Origin of the sequence: Mycobacterium sp. OAE908, from assembly GCF_017872775.1 — a bacterium.
GTDB lineage: Bacteria > Actinomycetota > Actinomycetes > Mycobacteriales > Mycobacteriaceae > Mycobacterium.
Genome location: NZ_JAGGJL010000001.1, coordinates 941,657 through 959,114 on the forward strand (window position 1 = coordinate 941,657; position 17,458 = coordinate 959,114).

General features: G+C 66.0%; 9 protein-coding genes and 1 pseudogene. 4 read left to right on the forward strand and 6 right to left on the reverse strand.

Features of this window, described 5'->3' with window-relative positions; all coding sequences use genetic code 11:
* Window positions 1-20: 20 nt before the first annotated feature.
* Together J3E61_RS04510 and J3E61_RS04515 are read right to left on the reverse strand one after the other, a co-directional pair.
* Window positions 21-2,168 (reverse strand): enoyl-CoA hydratase/isomerase family protein, encoded by a 2,148-nt coding sequence (locus tag J3E61_RS04510; protein ID WP_210082758.1) that lies wholly within the window; start codon window positions 2,166-2,168, stop codon window positions 21-23.
* 15 nt (window positions 2,169-2,183) lie between these two features.
* Window positions 2,184-3,395 carry an acetyl-CoA C-acetyltransferase gene (locus tag J3E61_RS04515; RefSeq protein ID WP_192724102.1) on the reverse strand — a complete coding sequence of 404 codons (1,212 nt, stop codon included), beginning with the start codon at window positions 3,393-3,395 and terminating at the stop codon, window positions 2,184-2,186.
* 199 nt (window positions 3,396-3,594) lie between these two features.
* Between J3E61_RS04515 and J3E61_RS04520 the strand changes: the two genes are divergently transcribed.
* On the forward strand, window positions 3,595-4,770 hold the full coding sequence (locus J3E61_RS04520; protein WP_210082759.1) for a pyridoxal phosphate-dependent aminotransferase: 1,176 nt from the start codon (window positions 3,595-3,597) through the stop codon (window positions 4,768-4,770).
* Here the strand turns inward: J3E61_RS04520 and J3E61_RS04525 are convergent.
* From J3E61_RS04525 to J3E61_RS04540, 4 genes are read right to left on the reverse strand one after another with little or no spacing between them, the layout of a single operon-like run.
* Window positions 4,753-5,664, reverse strand: a complete 912-nt coding sequence (locus tag J3E61_RS04525) for an LLM class F420-dependent oxidoreductase (RefSeq protein WP_210082760.1) — start codon at window positions 5,662-5,664, stop codon at window positions 4,753-4,755. The two genes, J3E61_RS04520 and J3E61_RS04525, sit on opposite strands and share 18 nt — an antisense overlap.
* 39 nt (window positions 5,665-5,703) lie before the next feature.
* Window positions 5,704-6,162: an SRPBCC family protein gene (locus J3E61_RS04530; RefSeq protein WP_192724105.1), complete on the reverse strand. Its 459-nt coding sequence runs from the start codon at window positions 6,160-6,162 to the stop codon at window positions 5,704-5,706.
* Between the two features lie 9 nt (window positions 6,163-6,171).
* The gene (locus J3E61_RS04535; protein ID WP_192724106.1) at window positions 6,172-6,615 is read right to left on the reverse strand and encodes an SRPBCC family protein; all 444 of its coding nucleotides are present in this window, start codon (window positions 6,613-6,615) and stop codon (window positions 6,172-6,174) included.
* Window positions 6,616-6,674: 59 nt separating this feature from the next.
* Window positions 6,675-7,754, reverse strand: coding sequence for a CoA transferase (locus tag J3E61_RS04540; protein ID WP_210082761.1), 1,080 nt, complete (start codon window positions 7,752-7,754; stop codon window positions 6,675-6,677).
* 156 nt (window positions 7,755-7,910) lie between these two features.
* Here J3E61_RS04540 and J3E61_RS04545 point away from each other — a divergent pair.
* From J3E61_RS04545 to J3E61_RS04555, 3 genes and pseudogenes are all read left to right on the forward strand, one after another.
* Window positions 7,911-11,074 (forward strand): annotated as a pseudogene (locus J3E61_RS04545) (AAA family ATPase).
* On the forward strand, window positions 11,071-14,253 hold the full coding sequence (locus J3E61_RS04550; protein WP_210082762.1) for an AAA family ATPase: 3,183 nt from the start codon (window positions 11,071-11,073) through the stop codon (window positions 14,251-14,253). The pseudogene J3E61_RS04545 and the gene J3E61_RS04550 overlap by 4 nt, the downstream one beginning before the upstream one ends.
* Before the next feature lie 2 nt (window positions 14,254-14,255).
* A complete protein-coding gene (locus J3E61_RS04555) occupies window positions 14,256-17,423 on the forward strand; it encodes an AAA family ATPase (protein ID WP_210082763.1) in 3,168 nt (1,055 codons plus the stop codon).
* Window positions 17,424-17,458: the final 35 nt, after the last annotated feature.

Below are 17,458 nucleotides of genomic sequence, written 5' to 3' on the forward strand. Positions count from 1 at the left end.
GGGGCCGTTGCGAACTGCTGCTAGCTGGTCAGTGAATCCGGCGGGGTGAACCTGTCGCCGTAGCGGGCCGCCAACTCCTTGGCGCGCGCGACGAAGGCGTCCTTGCCGGTGCCCGCCGGGCCCTGGTAGCCGACGATGAACTGCGCCGAGCCACCGGTGTAGGGCGGGAAGCCGATGCCCATGATCGAGCCGATGTTCGCGTCGGCGGTCGACATGAGCACACCCTCGTCGAGGCACTTCTGGGTTTCCAGCGCCTCGGCGAACAGCATCCGATCGATCATGTCCTGCAACGGAATATCGGCGGTTCCCGACTCGAACGTCTCCCGCAGGCCCGGCCACAGCTGGGTCCGCTTGCCGTCGACGTACTCGTAGAAGCCGGCGCCCTTCAAGCGGCTGGGCCGACCGATCTCGATCATCTTCTCGACGACCGCCTCGGCGGGGTGCGCCTCGTACTTGCCGCCAGCATCCTCGACACCCTTGCGGCTGGCGACGGCGATCTTGTGCATCAGCTCGAGGTTCAGCTCGTCGGACAGCTGCAGCGGCGGCGCCGGGTAGCCGGCCTGCGAACCCGCGTGCTCGATGCTGGCGGGCTCGACACCCTCGCCGAGCATCGCCAGCGCCTCGTTGACGAACGTGCCGATGACGCGGCTGGTGAAGAAGCCACGGCTGTCGTTGACGACGATCGGGGTCTTGCCGATGGCCAGGGTGTAGTCGAACACCCGGGCCAGCGCCTCGTCAGATGTCTTCTCGCCCTTGATGATTTCCACCAGCGGCATCTTGTCCACAGGCGAGAAGAAGTGGATCCCGATGAAGTCCTCCTGGCGCTTCACGCCGGTCGCCAGACCGGTGATCGGCAGCGTGGAGGTGTTCGAGCCGAGCAGCGCGTTGGGCTCGACGATGTCCTCGATCTCCTGGAACACCTTGTGCTTGAGTTCCTGGCTCTCGAACACCGCCTCGATCACGAAGTCGACACCCGCGAAGTCCGCGGCGTCGGCCGTCGGCGTGATCCGGTCCAGCAGCGCCTTGGACTTCTCCTCGGTGGTCTTGCCCCGCTGAAGCGCCTTGGCTTCCAGCTTCTCCGAGTAGCCCTTGCCCTTCTGCGCGGCCTCGATGCTGACATCCTTGAGCACCACGTCGAACCCGGCCTTGGCCGACACGTAGGCGATGCCGGCGCCCATCATGCCCGCGCCGAGCACGCCGATCTTGTTGATCTTCACCGGGGCGATGCCGTCGGGCCTGCTACCGCCGCCGTTGATGTGCTGCAGGTCGAAGAAGAACGCCTGGATCATGTTCTTCGAGACCTGGCCGGTGACCAACTGCGTGAAGTACCGGCTCTCGATGCGGCTGGCGGTGTCGAAGTCCACCTGCGCACCCTCGACGGCCGCGTCCAGGATCGCTCGCGGCGCCGGCATCGGCGCACCCTTGAGCTGCTTCTTCAGCAACGCGGGGAACGACGGCAGGATGCCCGCCAGCGCCGGCGACGAAGGGGTGCCGCCGGGCATCTTGTAGCCCTTCTGGTCCCACGGCTGGGTGTGGGCCTCGGGGTTGGCCTTGATCCACGCCTTGGCGGCGGGCACCAATTCCTCGACGGAGCCCACGAGTTCGTCGACCAGACCCGTCTCCTTGGCCTGCGCCGGCTTGAACCGGGTGCCTTGGCTCAGGATGTTCATGAACGCGTTCTGGATGCCGAACATCCGCACCGTGCGGGTGACACCGCCGCCACCGGGCAGCAGACCCAGCGTCACCTCGGGCAGACCGACGACAAGTCCCTTGACGTCGGCGGCGATGCGGTGATGACACGCGAGCGCGATCTCGAGACCGCCGCCGAGCGCGGCGCCGTTGACGGCGGCCACGACAGGCTTGCCGAGCGTTTCGAGGGCACGCAGGTCACGCTTGATGGCCTCGACCATGTCGAACGCCTCGCCGGCGTTCTCCGGGCCGAGCTTGATCATGCCCTTGAGGTCACCGCCCGCGAAGAAGGTCTTCTTCGCGCTGGTGATGACGACGCCGGTGATCGAATCCTTCTCCGCGACAAGGCGTTCGACCGCGTTGTGCATCGACTCGGCGTAGTGCTCGTTCATCACGTTCGCCGACCCGGTCGGGTCGTCGAGCGTCAGGGTGACGATGCCGTCGGCATCCTGGTCCCACTGGATTGTGTTCTCTGCCATGCTTTCTCAGGCCTCTCAGACTCGCTCGATGATGGTGGCCACGCCCATGCCGCCGCCGATGCACAGCGTGATCAGCGCGCGACGCGCGTTGCGACGCTCGAGCTCGTCGACCATGGTGCCGGTGATCATGGCGCCGGTGGCGCCCAGCGGGTGACCCATCGCGATGGCGCCGCCGTTGACGTTGAGCTTCTCGTCGGGGATGTTCAGGTCCTTCTGGAACTTCAGCACCACCGAGGCGAACGCCTCGTTCAGCTCGAACAGGTCGATGTCGTCGACGGTCAGGCCGGCGCGGTCGAGCACCTTGCGGGTCGCTGGTGTCGGGCCGGTCAGCATGATGACCGGATCGGCGCCACTGGTTGCGGTGGCCACGATGCGCGCCCGCGGGGTCAAACCCTGTGAGGTGCCTGCTTTTTCGCTGCCGACGAGCACCAGCGCGGCGCCGTCGACGATGCCGGAGCTGTTGCCGCCGGTGTGGACGTGGTTGATCTTCTCGACCCAGTGGTACTTCTGCAGCGCCACATCGTCGAAGCCGCCCATCTCGCCGATGCCGTCGAACGCGGTCTTCAGCTTGCCGAGGCCCTCGAGCGTGGTGTCGGGGCGCATGTGCTCGTCGTGGTCGAGGATGACAAGACCGTTCTGGTCGCGCACCGGCACGACCGACTTGGCGAAGTAGCCGCCCGACCATGCCGCGGCGGCCTTCTCCTGGCTGCGCAGCGCGTAGCGGTCGACGTCTTCGCGGTCGAAGCCCTCGATGGTGGCGATCAGGTCGGCGCCGATGCCCTGCGGCACGAAGCCGATCTGGTAGTTGGTCTCGGGGTCGGTCGCCCACGCGCCGCCGTCGGAGCCCATCGGGACGCGGCTCATCGACTCGACACCGCCGGCCAGCACCAGGTCGTCCCAACCGGAGCGGACCTTCTGCGCGGCCGTGTTGACGGCCTCGAGGCCTGAGGCGCAGAAGCGGTTGAGCTGCACGCCGCCGGTGGTCTCGGGCAGGCCTGCGGCCAGCACCGCGGTGCGGGCGATGTCGCCGCCCTGATCGCCGACCGGCGACACGACGCCGAGGATCATGTCGCTGATCAGCGTCTCGTCCAGGTCGGGGTTGCGCCTGCGGAGCTCGTCGACCAAGCCGACGACCAGGTTGAGCGGCTTGACCTCGTTCAGCGAGCCATTGCGCTGCTTGCCGCGAGGCGTGCGGATGGCCTCATAGATGAAGGCTTCTTCAGACATGAAGATTCTTCCTGTTCAGATGGGGTTATGGGAGCCCAGCCCACATGGGCGGTAGTCCTCTGCCCGGCAAGCCTAACAGCCCCACCCAACCGGCTGGTTGGGTGCCCGCTCAGCGGCGCGAACGTGGGTTACCCGCACACAAATCGACGGTTTTGCGTGCGGGTAACCCACGTTCGGCGAAGCCGTAGGCTCGACGACCATGACGGTGCGGCGACTCGAGCCCTATGCGGTCACGATCTTCGCCGAGATGTCCGCGCTGGCTGCTCGCATCGGCGCGGTGAACCTCGGTCAGGGCTTCCCCGACGAGGACGGCCCGCCAGCGATGCTCAAGGTCGCCGAGAACGCGATCGCCGAGGGCGTCAACCAGTACCCGCCCGGCCTCGGCATCGCGCCACTGCGCGAGGCCATTGCCGCACAGCGCAAGCGTCACTTCGGCACCGAGTACGACCCCGACACCGAGGTGCTGGTGACCGTCGGCGCCACCGAGGCGATCGCTTCGGCGGTGCTCGGGCTCGTCGAACCCGGCTCCGAGGTGTTGTTGATAGAGCCGTTCTACGACTCGTACTCTCCCGTCATCGCGATGGCAGGCTGTGCGCGGCGCGCAGTGCCGTTGGTGCAGAACGGCCGCGGCTTCAAGATCGATGTCGACGGGCTGCGCAGGGCCGTGACGCCCAAGACGAAGGCGTTGATCGTCAACTCGCCGCACAACCCGACCGGCATGGTGGCCACCGACGACGAACTCAAGGCCCTGGCGAAACTGGCGGTCGATGCCGACCTGCTCGTGATCACCGACGAGGTCTACGAGCATCTGGTGTTCGACGGCCATCGCCATATCCCGCTGGTCAACTATCCGGGAATGGCAGGGCGCACCGTGACGATCTCCAGCGCGGCCAAGATGTTCAACTGCACCGGCTGGAAGATCGGATGGGCTTGCGGGCCTTCAGATCTCATCGCCGGCGTGCGCGCTGCCAAGCAATACCTGTCCTACGTCGGCGGTGCGCCGTTTCAACCCGCCGTCGCGCATGCGCTCAACACCGAGGAGGCGTGGGTGGCCGCGCTGCGGGACTCGTTGCAGGCCAAGCGCGACAAGCTCGGCTCGGCGTTGACCGAGCTGGGCTTTGAGGTGCACGACAGTTTCGGCACGTACTTCCTGTGCGCGGATCCGCGACCGCTCGGGTACCACGACAGCACGGAGTTCTGCGCGCAATTGCCGGAACGTGCCGGTGTCGCGGCGATCCCGATGTCCGCCTTCTGCGATCCAGGTGCCGCGCACGCCGACGCGTGGAATCACTTGGTGCGCTTCGCCTTCTGTAAGCGCGACGAGACGCTCGATGAGGCGATCCGACGACTGTCGGCGCTAAAGGCCGGCGGCTAACCGCCAAAGTTCCTCGCTGGGTTGTGCGCGGTCCACCGGGCTGATCACGACGTCCGTCGCACCTGCGTCCAGGTAGCTTCGGAGTTGACGGGCGATAGATTCGGCGGACCCGACTGCCGCGAGGTCACCAGCGCTGGCCACGCCCTCGCGAGCGAGCACCTTCTGGTACGACGGAACGCTCTCATAGAAGCTCAACTGCTCAGCGGCAAGGGCTCGGGCGGCGTCCTGGTCTTCGGACACCAGCGCCGGCACAGCCGCGATGATCGCGGGTTTGGGGCGTCCCGCGTCGGCGGCCGCTTTCGCGATCGTGGGTTCGATGAACTCGGCGATGGTGCGTGGGCCGGCAAGGTACGGCAGGGTGCCGTCGGCCAGTTCGCCGGTGACGCGCAACGCCTTTGGGCCCATCGCGGCCACGTACACCGGAAGTGGTGTGCCGCCGGCTACCTTGACGGGCCAGGCCGGGCTCGCATTGAAATCGTCGCCGTGAAAGTCGACCGATCCGGTGTCGAAGATGGACCGTAAGACCTGCAGATGCTCACGCAAGCGGCCGACGGGGTTCGGCCACGCGGTGCCGAACGCCAGACGCTCGGGCTCGTGTGCGCCCAGGCCCAGACCCAGGCTGAAGTTGCCGTGCGCCGCTGCCTGCGCGGTTTGCGCCAACGACGCCACGATCAGCGGATGACGTGGGTTGATCGGCACCACCGAAGTGCCGACCCCGAGGCCGGGCACCGCAGCGCCGACCAGCCCCGCCAGCGAGATCGCGTCATGGTCGAACTGCTGAGCCAGCCATACTTGTTTGACCCCGACGTCGTAGGCGCGGCGCGCCTGGGAGACGACGTCGTCCACGACGTTGGCGGCATTCGGGTCGGGAAAAAGAAACACTCCGGTTGGCATACAGCGACCAACCGGTATGCAGCTGCCCGCTATTCCGATCTACTCGGATTGATCGGAAGCCTTGCCCTTCAGCACTCGTTGTCGCAGACCCTCGTTCGCCGCGTCGATGATCGTCTTGCCTGCTCGCTTGATGAAGTAATCGGGAATGAGTGAATCGGGCTCGACGGTGACGTCGACCGTCACAGTGGTGGACGAACCGACGTGATCAGGCCGCAGCGTGTACTCGACGTGCTGGGCGTACTGCTGCTTGGTCTGCTGCGCGTCCCACACCAACCAGTCTGGGCCCCAACGAAATTCGAGGATTTCCTCGTCGACTCGACCGAGCACCTTGACCGCTAGACGAACGTGGTGCGGACGACCGTCGGCATATCTGTCGAGAATCTCCACCCGCCGGTACGCGGGGGTGTACGACAGCAGGGCCTCAACGTCGGCAAGCGCATCCATGATGGCTTCCGGCGGCGCCTCGATCACGAGCCTGCGTGATGTTCGGACGGCCACGAGGTGAACCTACGACGCGTACTTCTCCATGACCTGCTTGCGCAGACTCTCGGTCGCGACGTCCAGCACGATCTTCTTGGCACGCTTGATCAGGAACTCGGGAATCGGCGCGGCAAGGTCGAGGATGATGTCGAACCGCACCCGCGTCTTGTCTTCACCCTCGGGTGTGAGGTTGTACTCGCCGTGCTGGCCCCGCTGCTGAAAGTTGTCCACCGCGTCCCACACCATCCAGCGCGGACCCCAGTTGTACTCGAGCACTTCCTTGTCCGTGACGCCCATGATCTTCAGCGTCGCCTTCACGCGGTGCGGTCTGCCGTCGGGGTGCCGGTCGAGCACCTCGGCGTGTTTGTGGACCGACGACCACGTCGGCACCGAATCGATGTCGGCGAGCGCGTCCAGAATCACTTCGGGCGGTGCCTCGAAGACGACTTCTCGCGATGCTCGGACAGCCATGCTGGCAAAGTCTAGCTAACTCGCGGGCCGCCCGCAGCTCATTTCACAGCTAATTTGCCCTACCAGTCGATTTCTTCGATCGGCGTGGTCGATTGCGGCGGTTGACGCACCGGCCCTGACGGGGTGCGGGAGAACCGCGGAGCCGGTGCGGCCTGATCAACATCATTGGATGTCACCAGTGTTGAGCGCGCTCTGAGGTGTTCGTTCTGCGCCGCTTCACGCCAGGTGAGCACGGGTGTGACGCACGCATCGGTGCCCGCGAAGATCTCGGTCCACTCGTCGCGCGTCTTGCCCGCAAACTTGTCCGCGAAAAGTTTGCGCACTGCCGGGAAAGCCGCCGCGTCGAGTTGGTTCGGCACGTCCTCCATCGACAAGCCGAGACCAGCGAGCAATTGCGCGAAGAATTGCGGCTCGATCGCCCCGACCGCCATGTACTTGCCGTCAGCGGTTTCATACGTGCGGTAGAACGGCGCGCCGCCGTCGAGCATGAATGATTCGCGTTCGTCTTTGAGCGAGCCGGTCGACTTCATCGTCCACGCCATCTGCGCCAGGATGGACACCCCGTCGACCATCGCGGCGTCGATCACCTGGCCTTTTCCGGACCGTTCCCGCTCGTAGAGCGCGGCGACGATGCCGAGCAGCACGAACATCGACCCGCCGCCGAAGTCGGCAACCAGATTCAGCGGCGCGACCGGTGGCCGGTCGCGATACCCGATCGCCGACAGCGCCCCGGTCTGCGACAGGTAGTTGATGTCATGCCCGGCGATCTTCGCGTACGGCCCGTCCTGACCCCAGCCGGTGATGCGCGCGTAGATCAGCCGCGGGTTGAGCGCCGCGCATTCGTCGGGCCCGATTCCCAGCCGCTCGCAGGTGCCTGGCCGAAATCCGTCGAGCAGCACATCGGCCTTGGCCGCCAGCTCCAGCAGCTTGTCGGGCTCGCTTTTCACGTCGAGATCGACGATCCGCTTGCCGCGATGGAGTAGGTCGAGGTTTTCCGCAGGGATCTGCAAGCCGCCGGGCCTGCGCACCCGCACCACGTCGGCGCCGAGGTCCGCCAGCACCATCGCCGCATGCGGACCCGGGCCGATGCCACCGAGTTCGAGTACTTTCACCCCGGCAAGGGGCCCGCTGTAGGTCACGGGAGCAACGTAACCCGGCGATCGGCAGGCCGGGGCACGTTGGCTTGCCCGGTCAACAATCGCTTTACATGACGGTCAATAACGCCGTTCGTCCGGTGGTCAAGGCCCTATTCTGGGGCAATCGGGGGTCGGGGCCCTCAGATCGGTGGTGCCGAGATGACGGTGGACGTGGTGGTCTGCGGGTCATGCGGCTGCGATCTGCGGGAAAACGTCAGGTTCTGCGGCCAATGCGGCGCCGCGGCCAGGCGCTCGCGTGACTCGGCGAACTACAAACAGGTGACGGTGTTGTTCGCCGACGTGGTGCGGTCGATGGACATCGCCGCCAATCTCGACATGGAACGGTTGCGCGAGATCATGACCGAGGTCGTCGAGCGCTCAGCGGCGGTGGCGCGCCGCTACGGCGGGACCGTGGAGTACAACGGCGATGGGGTGATGGCGCTCTTCGGCGCCCCACTTGCCCTGGAAGATCATGCTTTTCGCGCGTGCCTGGCAGCGCTGGCCATCCAGGACGAGGCCAACAGGCTGGCGGCCGAGGTGGCTGTCCGTGACGACGTGGCGCTGCGGCTGCGGGTGGGTCTCGACTCGGGCCGGGTGATCGCAGGCGAAATCGGCTCGGGCGCGCTGGGTTATCGCGCTACCGGCGAGCACGTCGGGATGGCCCAGCGGATGGAAGCTTCCGCACCGCCGGGGGCAGTCATGGTCTCGGAGTCGACAGCACAACTGGTCGAGCACGCCGTGCTGATGGGCGAGCCGCAATGGTTGCAGATAAAGGGCGCCGAAGCCCCGGTGAGGGCGCGCCAACTGCTCGGAATCAGCCCGCGGGCGGCCCCTGTCGGGCGTGCGGAGGCGAGCCTGGTCGGTCGGCGATCGGAGATGGCGACGCTGGACGCCATGATGGATCGCGCGATCGCCGGCCACGGCGGCGTGGTGAGCGTGGTGGGGCTGCCGGGTATCGGCAAGAGCCGGGTTGCCCGCGAGGCCGCATCACTGGCCGAGAGCCGCGGGGCCGACGTGTTCTGGGCGTTCTGCGAATCCCACGCAGGCGACATTCACTTTCATGTCATCTCCCAGCTGCTGCGCGCCGGCACCGGCATCAGTGACCTCGATGGCCATGCCGCCCGAATCCGGATCCGCGAGCAGATCCCAGCGGCGGATGCCGAGGATCTTCTTCTGCTCGATGATCTGCTCGGCGTCTCCGACGCGAATGTGCCACTCCCCCAGATCAACCCGGACGCCAGACGGCGCAGGCTGACCGCGCTCATCAATTCGATGATGGTGGCGCGCACCAAACCGTCGCTCTTCATCATCGAGGATGTGCATTGGATCGATACGGTCAGCGAGGCGATGCTGGCCGACTTCCTTTCGGTAGTTCAGCAGACCCCGACAATCGTTCTGATCACGTCTCGCCCGGAGCAGGGCGAGGCGCTCACCACGATGCCCAACGCCCAGACCATCTCGCTTGCCCCCTGGGTGATTCGGAAACCGCTGCACTGTTGAGCGAGCTATTGGGCTCGGATGCTTCGGTCAGTCAACTGGCCGCGATCATCGCCGAACGCGCGGCAGGCAACCCGTTTTTCACCGAGGAAATGGTGCGCGAGTTGGCCCAGCGCGGCGTGCTGGAAGGCAGCCGCGGTAAGCATGTGTGTCATACCAACGCCGCCGACATCGCCGTGCCCGCCACGGTCGAAGCTGCGATCGCGGCGCGTATCGACCGGCTCAGCAGTCGCGGTAGGCAGACGTTGAACGCGGCGTCGGTGATCGGCGCTCGCTTCGGGGCAGACCTGCTTGCCGCCCTTGGCATCGACGCGGTAGTCGACGAACTGCTCAGCGGCGAGCTGATCGATCAGCTGCGAACCTCCCCGCATGCCGAATACGCATTCCGCCATCCGCTGATCCGCACGGTGGCCTACGAAACACAGCTGAAATCCGATCGCGCGCAGTGCCATCGGCAGCTGGCCGCCGCAGTCCAGGAGTCAGCCCCAGAGTCCGTTGACGAGAACGCAGCGCTGATCGCCGAACATCTACAAGCCGCCGGCGAGATGCGTTCGGCATACGGCTGGCATATGCGCGCAGGTGCGTGGTCGGCCAACCGCGACCTCGACGCCGCCCGCCTCAGTTGGGAGCGTGCGCGCCGGATCGCCGACGAGTTGTCCGCCGACGACGGCAGTCAACTGGCGATGCGCATTGCACCCCGCACCATGTTGTGTGCCACCGACTGGCGTGCGATTCACGAAGGTTGGGGCCGCTTTGAGGAATTGAGGGAGTTGTGCAGCGCGGCCGATGACAAGGTGTCACTGGCCATCGGCATGTCGGGCCTCGTCGCCGAACTGCTCTACGCCGGCCGATCACGTGAGGGGGCCAGGCTGGCATCCGAACAGATGGCGCTGCTGGAGTCGATCGGCGATCCCGCCCTGACAATGGGTTTGGCCGTCGTAGCGTTCCTCAACTGGTGCAGTGTCGGCGACTTCGACGAGGTGTTGCGGTGGTCGGAAACCATCGTCGGCCTGGCCGAGGGTGATGCGGCAAAGGGCGGCGGCTTCGGGATCGGATCACCCCTGGCGGCGGCGTTGGCGTTTCGCGGCGTTGCTCGGTGTTGGCTGGGGCGTTCGGGATGGCGGCAGGATTTCGACGACGCGCTCGCGATGGCCCGAAACAGCGACCCGGCAACACTTGCCTTCGTTGTCTCCTGGGCCTATGGGATCGAGATGCCTTCTGGGGTGCTGGTGGTCGACGACTCCGCATTGGCGGTGATCGAGGAAGCGGTGCAGACAGCCGAGGGAGCTACCAACGACAGCGCACTGGCCCTGGTGAAATTCACGCTGGGCGTCGCCCTGCTGTATCGCGGCGTCGCCGCCGACCGGCACCGCGCACTGCAATTGATGATGCAGGCCCGCGAAGCTCAACGCCGGCACGCCCCATCCCTCCGGCCGGTCACCGACTTGCTGGTCGCGCAGGAGTGGGCCAAGCACGGCGACCGCGAACATGCCATTGCGATGGCGCGCAATGCCACCAACGAACTGCACCGGGCCGGGCGGTTCGGGTATTGCATCATGGCCAACGACATCCTGGCGCAGATGCTGCTGCAGCGCGGCGCCGACGGCGACCTGGCCGAAGCGCAGCAGGCGACGGATCGGCTGGCGAACCTGCTGCCGGGTACGGATTCGGCGATGCGCGGCATTGCGGTACTGCGGTTGCAGACCCTCATAGCCCGGGCCCGGGGCGACGAAACCGCCTACCAAGACCTGGTAATTCGCTATCGCACAATGGCAGAAGCGCTTGGCTTCGAAGGGCATATCGCTTGCGCGGCGGCGATGTCATGACTGCGGTGACGTCGCTCTGCACAGGCTGTGGCGCCGAATTGCGCGCCAACAATAATTTTTGTCATCAGTGCGGCGCGCGAATCATCTTGGCGTCAACGCCTGCCGAGTACAAGCAGGTCACGGTGCTGTTCGCCGATGTGGTGCGCTCGATGGACATCGCGGCGATCGTGGACATCGAGCGACTGCGCGAGATCATGGCTGATCTGCTCGAGCGCTCGGCGTCGGTGCTGAGCCGCTACGGCGGCACCGTCGAATACCACGGCGACGGTGTGATGGCGATCTTCGGCGCCCCAGTCGCGTTGGAGGACCACGCCTTCCGCGCCTGCGTTGCGGCGTTGACCATCCAGGACGAAGCGAAAGCCATTGCCGACCAAGTGCAGATCCGCGACGGCATCGAGCTACGGCTGCGGGTCGGCCTAAATTCGGGTGAAGTGATCGCGGGCGACATCGGCTCGGGGTCACTGGGTTACCGGGCGACCGGGCAGCCAGTCGGGCTTGCACAGCGGATGGAAGGCGCCGCGCCCCCCGGCGGGGTGATGCTGTCGGAGTCGACCGCGCGACTGGTCGAGCACAGCGTGCTGCTGACGGAACCAGAGTGGGTGCGCATCAAAGGGGCCGACGAGCCAGTGCGCGCGCGTCGGCTATTGGCGATCAGCCCACCTGATGGCTCGATCAGACGCGCAGAGGCAAGCCTGGTTGGGCGACGCTGGGAGATGGCGGCGCTGAAGGCCATCTCCGACAACGCAATCGCGGGCCGCGGTGGTGTGGTGAACGTGGTAGGACCGCCGGGCATCGGCAAGTCCCGCGTGGCCAGGGAGGCTGCGGCGGCCGCAGCGAGTCGCGGAGTCGAGGTCTTTTGGACCTTCTGCGAATCACATGCTCGCGACGTCCCGTTCCATGCAGCGACGCGACTGCTTCGCGCGGGCAGCGGAGTGGCCGATTTCGACAGCCAGACCGCCCGCAAGCGAGTGCGAGCTCGTATGCCCGCCGATGCAGACCCGCTCGATCTGCTGCTGCTCGATGATCTGTTGGGCATCGCCGAGCCGAATGTGACGTTGCCCGAGATCGACCGGGATGCCCGCCGGCGGCGATTGACCGCGCTGGTCAACAGCGCCTGGCTGGCACGGACCGATCCGACGCTTTTCATCATCGAAGATGCGCACTGGGTCGATGCGGTCAGTGAGTCGATGTTGGCCGACTTCCTGGCGGTGATCCCCCGTACTCCTTCGATGGTGTTGATCACGTCTCGCCCCGACTATGACGGAGCACTGATGCGGGTGCATGGCGCGCAAACGATAGCGCTTGCGCCACTTGGTGATTCGGACACCGCAGAACTGCTGGGCGAGCTCCTCGGTTCCGATCCCTCGGTTGATGAGCTGGCGGCGATCATCACCGAGCGGGCCGCCGGCAACCCATTCTTTGCCGAAGAGATGGTGCGCGAGTTGGCTCAGCGCGGGGCGTTGGTCGGCGATCACGCTGAGTACGTCTGCCGGGTGGATGTCACCGAGCTGAGCGTGCCCGCCACGGTGCAGGCCGCCATCGAGGCACGCATCGACCGGCTGAGCACTCCGGCCAAGCGAACGTTGAACGCCGCAGCCGTCATCGGAGCCCGTTTCGACGCCGAACTGCTCGCCAGGCTGGGCATCGACGAGTCGGTCGACGAGTTGCTCAGCACGGAGCTGATCGATCAGGTGCGGTTCACCCCGTCCGCCCGGTATGCGTTTCGCCATCCGCTGATCCGCGCGGTGGCCTACGAATCTCAGTTGAAATCCGATCGCGCCGACTGGCATCGGCGACTGGCCGCCGCCATCCAAGAATCCGGTCCATCGTCGGTTGAGGAGAACGCGGCGCTGATCGCCGAGCATCTGGAGTCAGCGGGAGAGCTGCACGCCGCGTATGGCTGGCACATGCGCGCCGGGGCGTGGTTGACGAACCGCGACGTCGGCGCAGCGCGACTCAGCTGGGAGCGCGCCTGCCGCATCGCCGATGCGCTACCCGACGATGACACCGGCCGGCTGTCGATGCGCATCGCCCCGCGCACCATGCTGTGCGCCACCGACTGGCAAGGTCACCAAGCAACCCACCACACCCATGGCCGGTTCGCGGAGCTGCGGGAATTGTGCAGCGCGGCAGGCGACAAGGTGTCGCTGGCGGTCGGCATGAGCGGGCTCATCACCGAACTGCTCTACGCTCAGCGCACGCGCGAGGGGTCGCGGCTGGCGTCCGAACAGATGGCGCTGCTCGATTCGATCGGCGATCCGACGTTGACCGTCGGGTTGGCATTCGTTGCGTTCGCGATCTGGTTCGAAGCCGGAGAATTCGGCGAGATCTCCCGGTGGTCGCAGACCGTCATCGATCTTGCCGCAGGTGACCCCGCCAAGGGCGCGGGCTTTGGTGTTGGTTCACCGCTGGCAATCGGGCTGGCATTTCGCGCTATAGGTCGGTGGTGGCAGGGCCGCCCGGGATGGCGGCAGGATCTCGACGACGCCATCGCGATGGTCCGAAACAGTGACCCGGCGACCGCCGCCCTTGTGCTCACCTGGACGTACGGTGCGGTCCTTTATGGGGTGCTTCGGCCCGATGACTCCATACTGAGCGAGATCGAGGCCGTGGTACAGAGTGCCCATCGGGCTGGTAGTGATCACGCTATGTTCTACGCCGAGTACCTCTTGGGTGGCATGCTGCTGTATCGGGACGACGCGGCCGACCGCCACCGCGGCCTGGACCTGGCGGCGCGGGGCTACGAGTGGCAGCGCGAGCAAGCTCCCTCCCTGCTCCCCGTCACTGACCTGGTGACCGCCCCTGAGAGGGCAAGGCGTGGCGACCGCGATGGCGCAATTCTGTTGGCGCGCAATGCTGTTGATGAGATACGTCGGCCAGGACGCATCGGATACGGCGTTCTTGCCGCAGGCATTCTGGTAGAGATGCTGTTGGAGCGCGGCGCCGACGGCGACGTGGCGGAAGCCAACGAAGCGATCGACTGGCTGTCGAGCCTGCGGGCCGATCAGGGCTCGGCGATCCTCGAGATCACACTCCTGCGGTTACGGGCGCTGCTCGCGGGCGCCCGCGGTGACGCGGTCACTTACCGCGACCTGGTGACCCGCTATCGCGCAATGGCGGAATCGCTTGGTTACGAGGGACATATGGCCTGGGCGGCGGCGATGACCGAAGGCGGGTGAAGTTGACCGTATACGTAGTGGTCTGCGCATCATGCGGCATCGGCCTGCGGGAGAACGCCAGGTTCTGTGACGAGTGCGGCTCTCCCACTACGGTTTCGAGTGATACCGCGCAGTACAAGCAAGTGACTGTGTTGTTCGCCGATGTGGTGCACTCGATGGAGATCGCGGCCAACCTGGACATGGAACGGTTGCGCGACATCATGACCGAGGTCGTCGAGTGCTCGGCAGCGATGGCGCGGCGCTACGGCGGAACCGTGGAGTACAACGGCGACGGGGTGATGGCGCTCTTCGGCGCCCCGGTCGCCCTGGAGGACCACGCTTTCCGCGCGTGTCTGGCAGCCCTGGCCATCCAGCAGGAGGTCGCCCGGTTAGCACCTGAAGTGCGGCGTCGCGATGGCGTGGAGCTGCAGCTGCGGGTCGGCCTCGACTCGGGCCAGGTGATCGCCGGCGGAATTGGTTCAGGCTCATCGAGATACGCCGCGACGGGGCAGCATGTCGGAATGGCACAGCGGATGGAAGCAGCCGCCCCACCCGGTGGGGTAATGCTGTCAGAGTCCACGTCACGGCTAGTCGAACACGTGGCGGAACTGACCGAGCCGGAGTTGCTGCACATCAAGGGGTTCGACCAACCCGTACCCGCACGGCGGCTACTGGCCATCACAGCGCGTAAATGCGCGGCCAGCCGCCCAGAGGCAAGCCTGGTCGGTCGGCGCTGGGAAATGGCGACGCTCGAAGCCATCATCGACGGTGCGGTAGCCGGCCGAGGTGGTGTCGTGAACCTCGTGGGGCCGCCGGGCATCGGCAAGAGCCGGGTGGCCCGCGAAGCGGCGAAGGCCGCAGCGGATCGCGGTGCCGAAGTGTATTGGGCCTTCTGCGAATCCCACGCCCGTGACCTTCCGTTCTATGTGGTGACGCGGCTGTTGCGTGCAGCGAGCGGAATCGAAGGCCTTGATGACTCGGCCGCCCGTGGGCAGGTGCGGCAACAGATTCCTGACGCGGACGCGGAGGATCTGCAGCTTCTCGATGATCTGCTCGGCATCGCCGCCGACGTGCCGCGGGCCCCAATCGACCCGGACGCGCGGCGGCGGCGGCTGACCGCACTTCTCAATACCGCATCGTTGAACCGCACCCAGCCGGCGCTGTTCATCATCGAGGATGCGCACTGGATCGATGCGGTCAGCGAGTCGATGCTGGCGGACTTGCTCACCGTCCTTCAGCGCGCCCCGTCGATGGTGCTGATCACGTATCGGCCCGAATATGAAGGAGCGTTGACGCGCGTGCACGGCGCACAGACGATCGCGCTTGCCCCACTGGATGATTCGGATACCGCAGCCCTGCTGGGTGCGCTGGCGGGGTCGGATCCCTCGGTCGGCGAGTTGGTGGCGATCATCAAAGAACGAGCAGCAGGCAACCCGTTTTTCGCCGAGGAAATGGTGCGCGAATTGGCCCAGCGCGGCGTGCTGATCGGCGAGCGCGGCCACTACGTACGTCACGCGGACGTCGCCGACATCGCGGTGCCTGCCACGGTTCAGGCGGCCATTGAGGCGCGCATCGACCGGCTGACAACCCCGGCCAGGCGGACGGTGCACGCAGCCGCGGTGATCGGAGCCCGCTTCGAGTTGGGGCTGCTCGATGCGCTGGGGATTGCTTCTGTGGTCGACGAGTTGCTGGACGCGGAGCTCATCGATCAGGTGCGATTCGGTCCCAGCCCCGAGTATGCATTCAAACACCCGCTGATCCGCGCCGTGGCCTACGAAACCCAGTTGAAATCCGATCGCGCCCAGTCACATCGGCGCCTGGCCGCCGCAATAGAAGAACGCGGCCCGGAGTCCGCGGAGGAGAACGCAGCGCTGATCGCCGAACACCTCGAAGCCGCCGGCGAAGTGCCCGCGGCGTACGGCTGGCACATGCGCGCCGCCGCGTGGTCAACCAATCGCGATATCGACGCGGCCCGCCTCAGCTGGCAGCGGGCGTGCCGCATCGCCGACACGCTACCTGCCGACGACCACGACCGACTGGCCATGCGCATCGGCCCCCGCACGATGCTGTGTGCCACCGACTACCAGAACCCAGCGATCGAGGAAAGCCGGCGCCGCTTCGCGGAGCTGCGGGAATTGTGCACCGCGGCTGGAGACAAGGTATCGCTGGCCATCGGCATGACCGGTCTGGCCACTGAGCTCATGTACACAGGCGACTCGCCTGAGGGGGCACGGTTGGTATCCGAACAGATGGCGCTGCTCGAGTCGATCGGCGATCCCACCTTGACCATGGGTTTGGCGTTCGGCGGGTTCAACGTCTGGGCCGATGCCGGTGAATTCGGTGAAGTGATGCGGTGTGCGCAGAACGTCATCGATCTGGCCGCGGGCGACGCCGTCAAGGGCGCCGGCTTCGGTTTCGGATCACCGCTTGCGATCGCGCTGGCATGGCGCAGCAATGCCCGGTGGTGGCTGGGCCATCCCGAGTGGCGCCAAGACCTCCGGGATGCGGTCGCGATGGCCCGAAACACCGACTCGGCAACCTTCGTGGTCGTCGTCGCATGGACCTACAACCTCATGGTCGACTATGGGGTGCTTCGCGCCGATGGCTCCGCGGTGCGTGAGTGCGAAGAGGCGGTGCAGGCGGCAAAATCCTGCAACGATCTCATCTTGCGCCTGGCCGAATACACGTTGGCTGTGACGCTGCTGAGTCGAAACGCCGCGGCGGACCGTGATCGCGGGCTGCAGTTGATGGTGCGGTTCCGTGAGTTCATCCGCGAACGTGCTCCGTTCCTGGTCCCGGTTGCCGACTTGTGGGCCGCCAGGGAAACCGCAAGACGCGGCGACCGCGATGCCGCCATTGCGGTGATGCGTCGAGCCGTCGACGAGTTGCACCGCGCAGGACGACTCGCGTATGGCGTCTGGGGCACCGGCCTTTTGGTGGAGACGTTGCTGGAGCGCGGCGCCGATACCGACGCGACCGAGGCTCGGTCGGCGATCGCGTGGCTGGAAAATGTTCAGAGCAATCAGGGTTCGGCGATCTGCGGGATCACATTGCTGCGGCTGCGTGCGCTGCTGGCCAGGGCCTGCGGCGATGCTGTTGGATATCAGGACTTGCTGAGTCGCTATCGAAACATGGCGGAATCGCTTGGCTGCGAAGGGCATACGGTGTGGGCCGAAGCGATGGCGATTTGACTCGCTAATCGGAACCGCCTGCGTTGTCTTCAGGC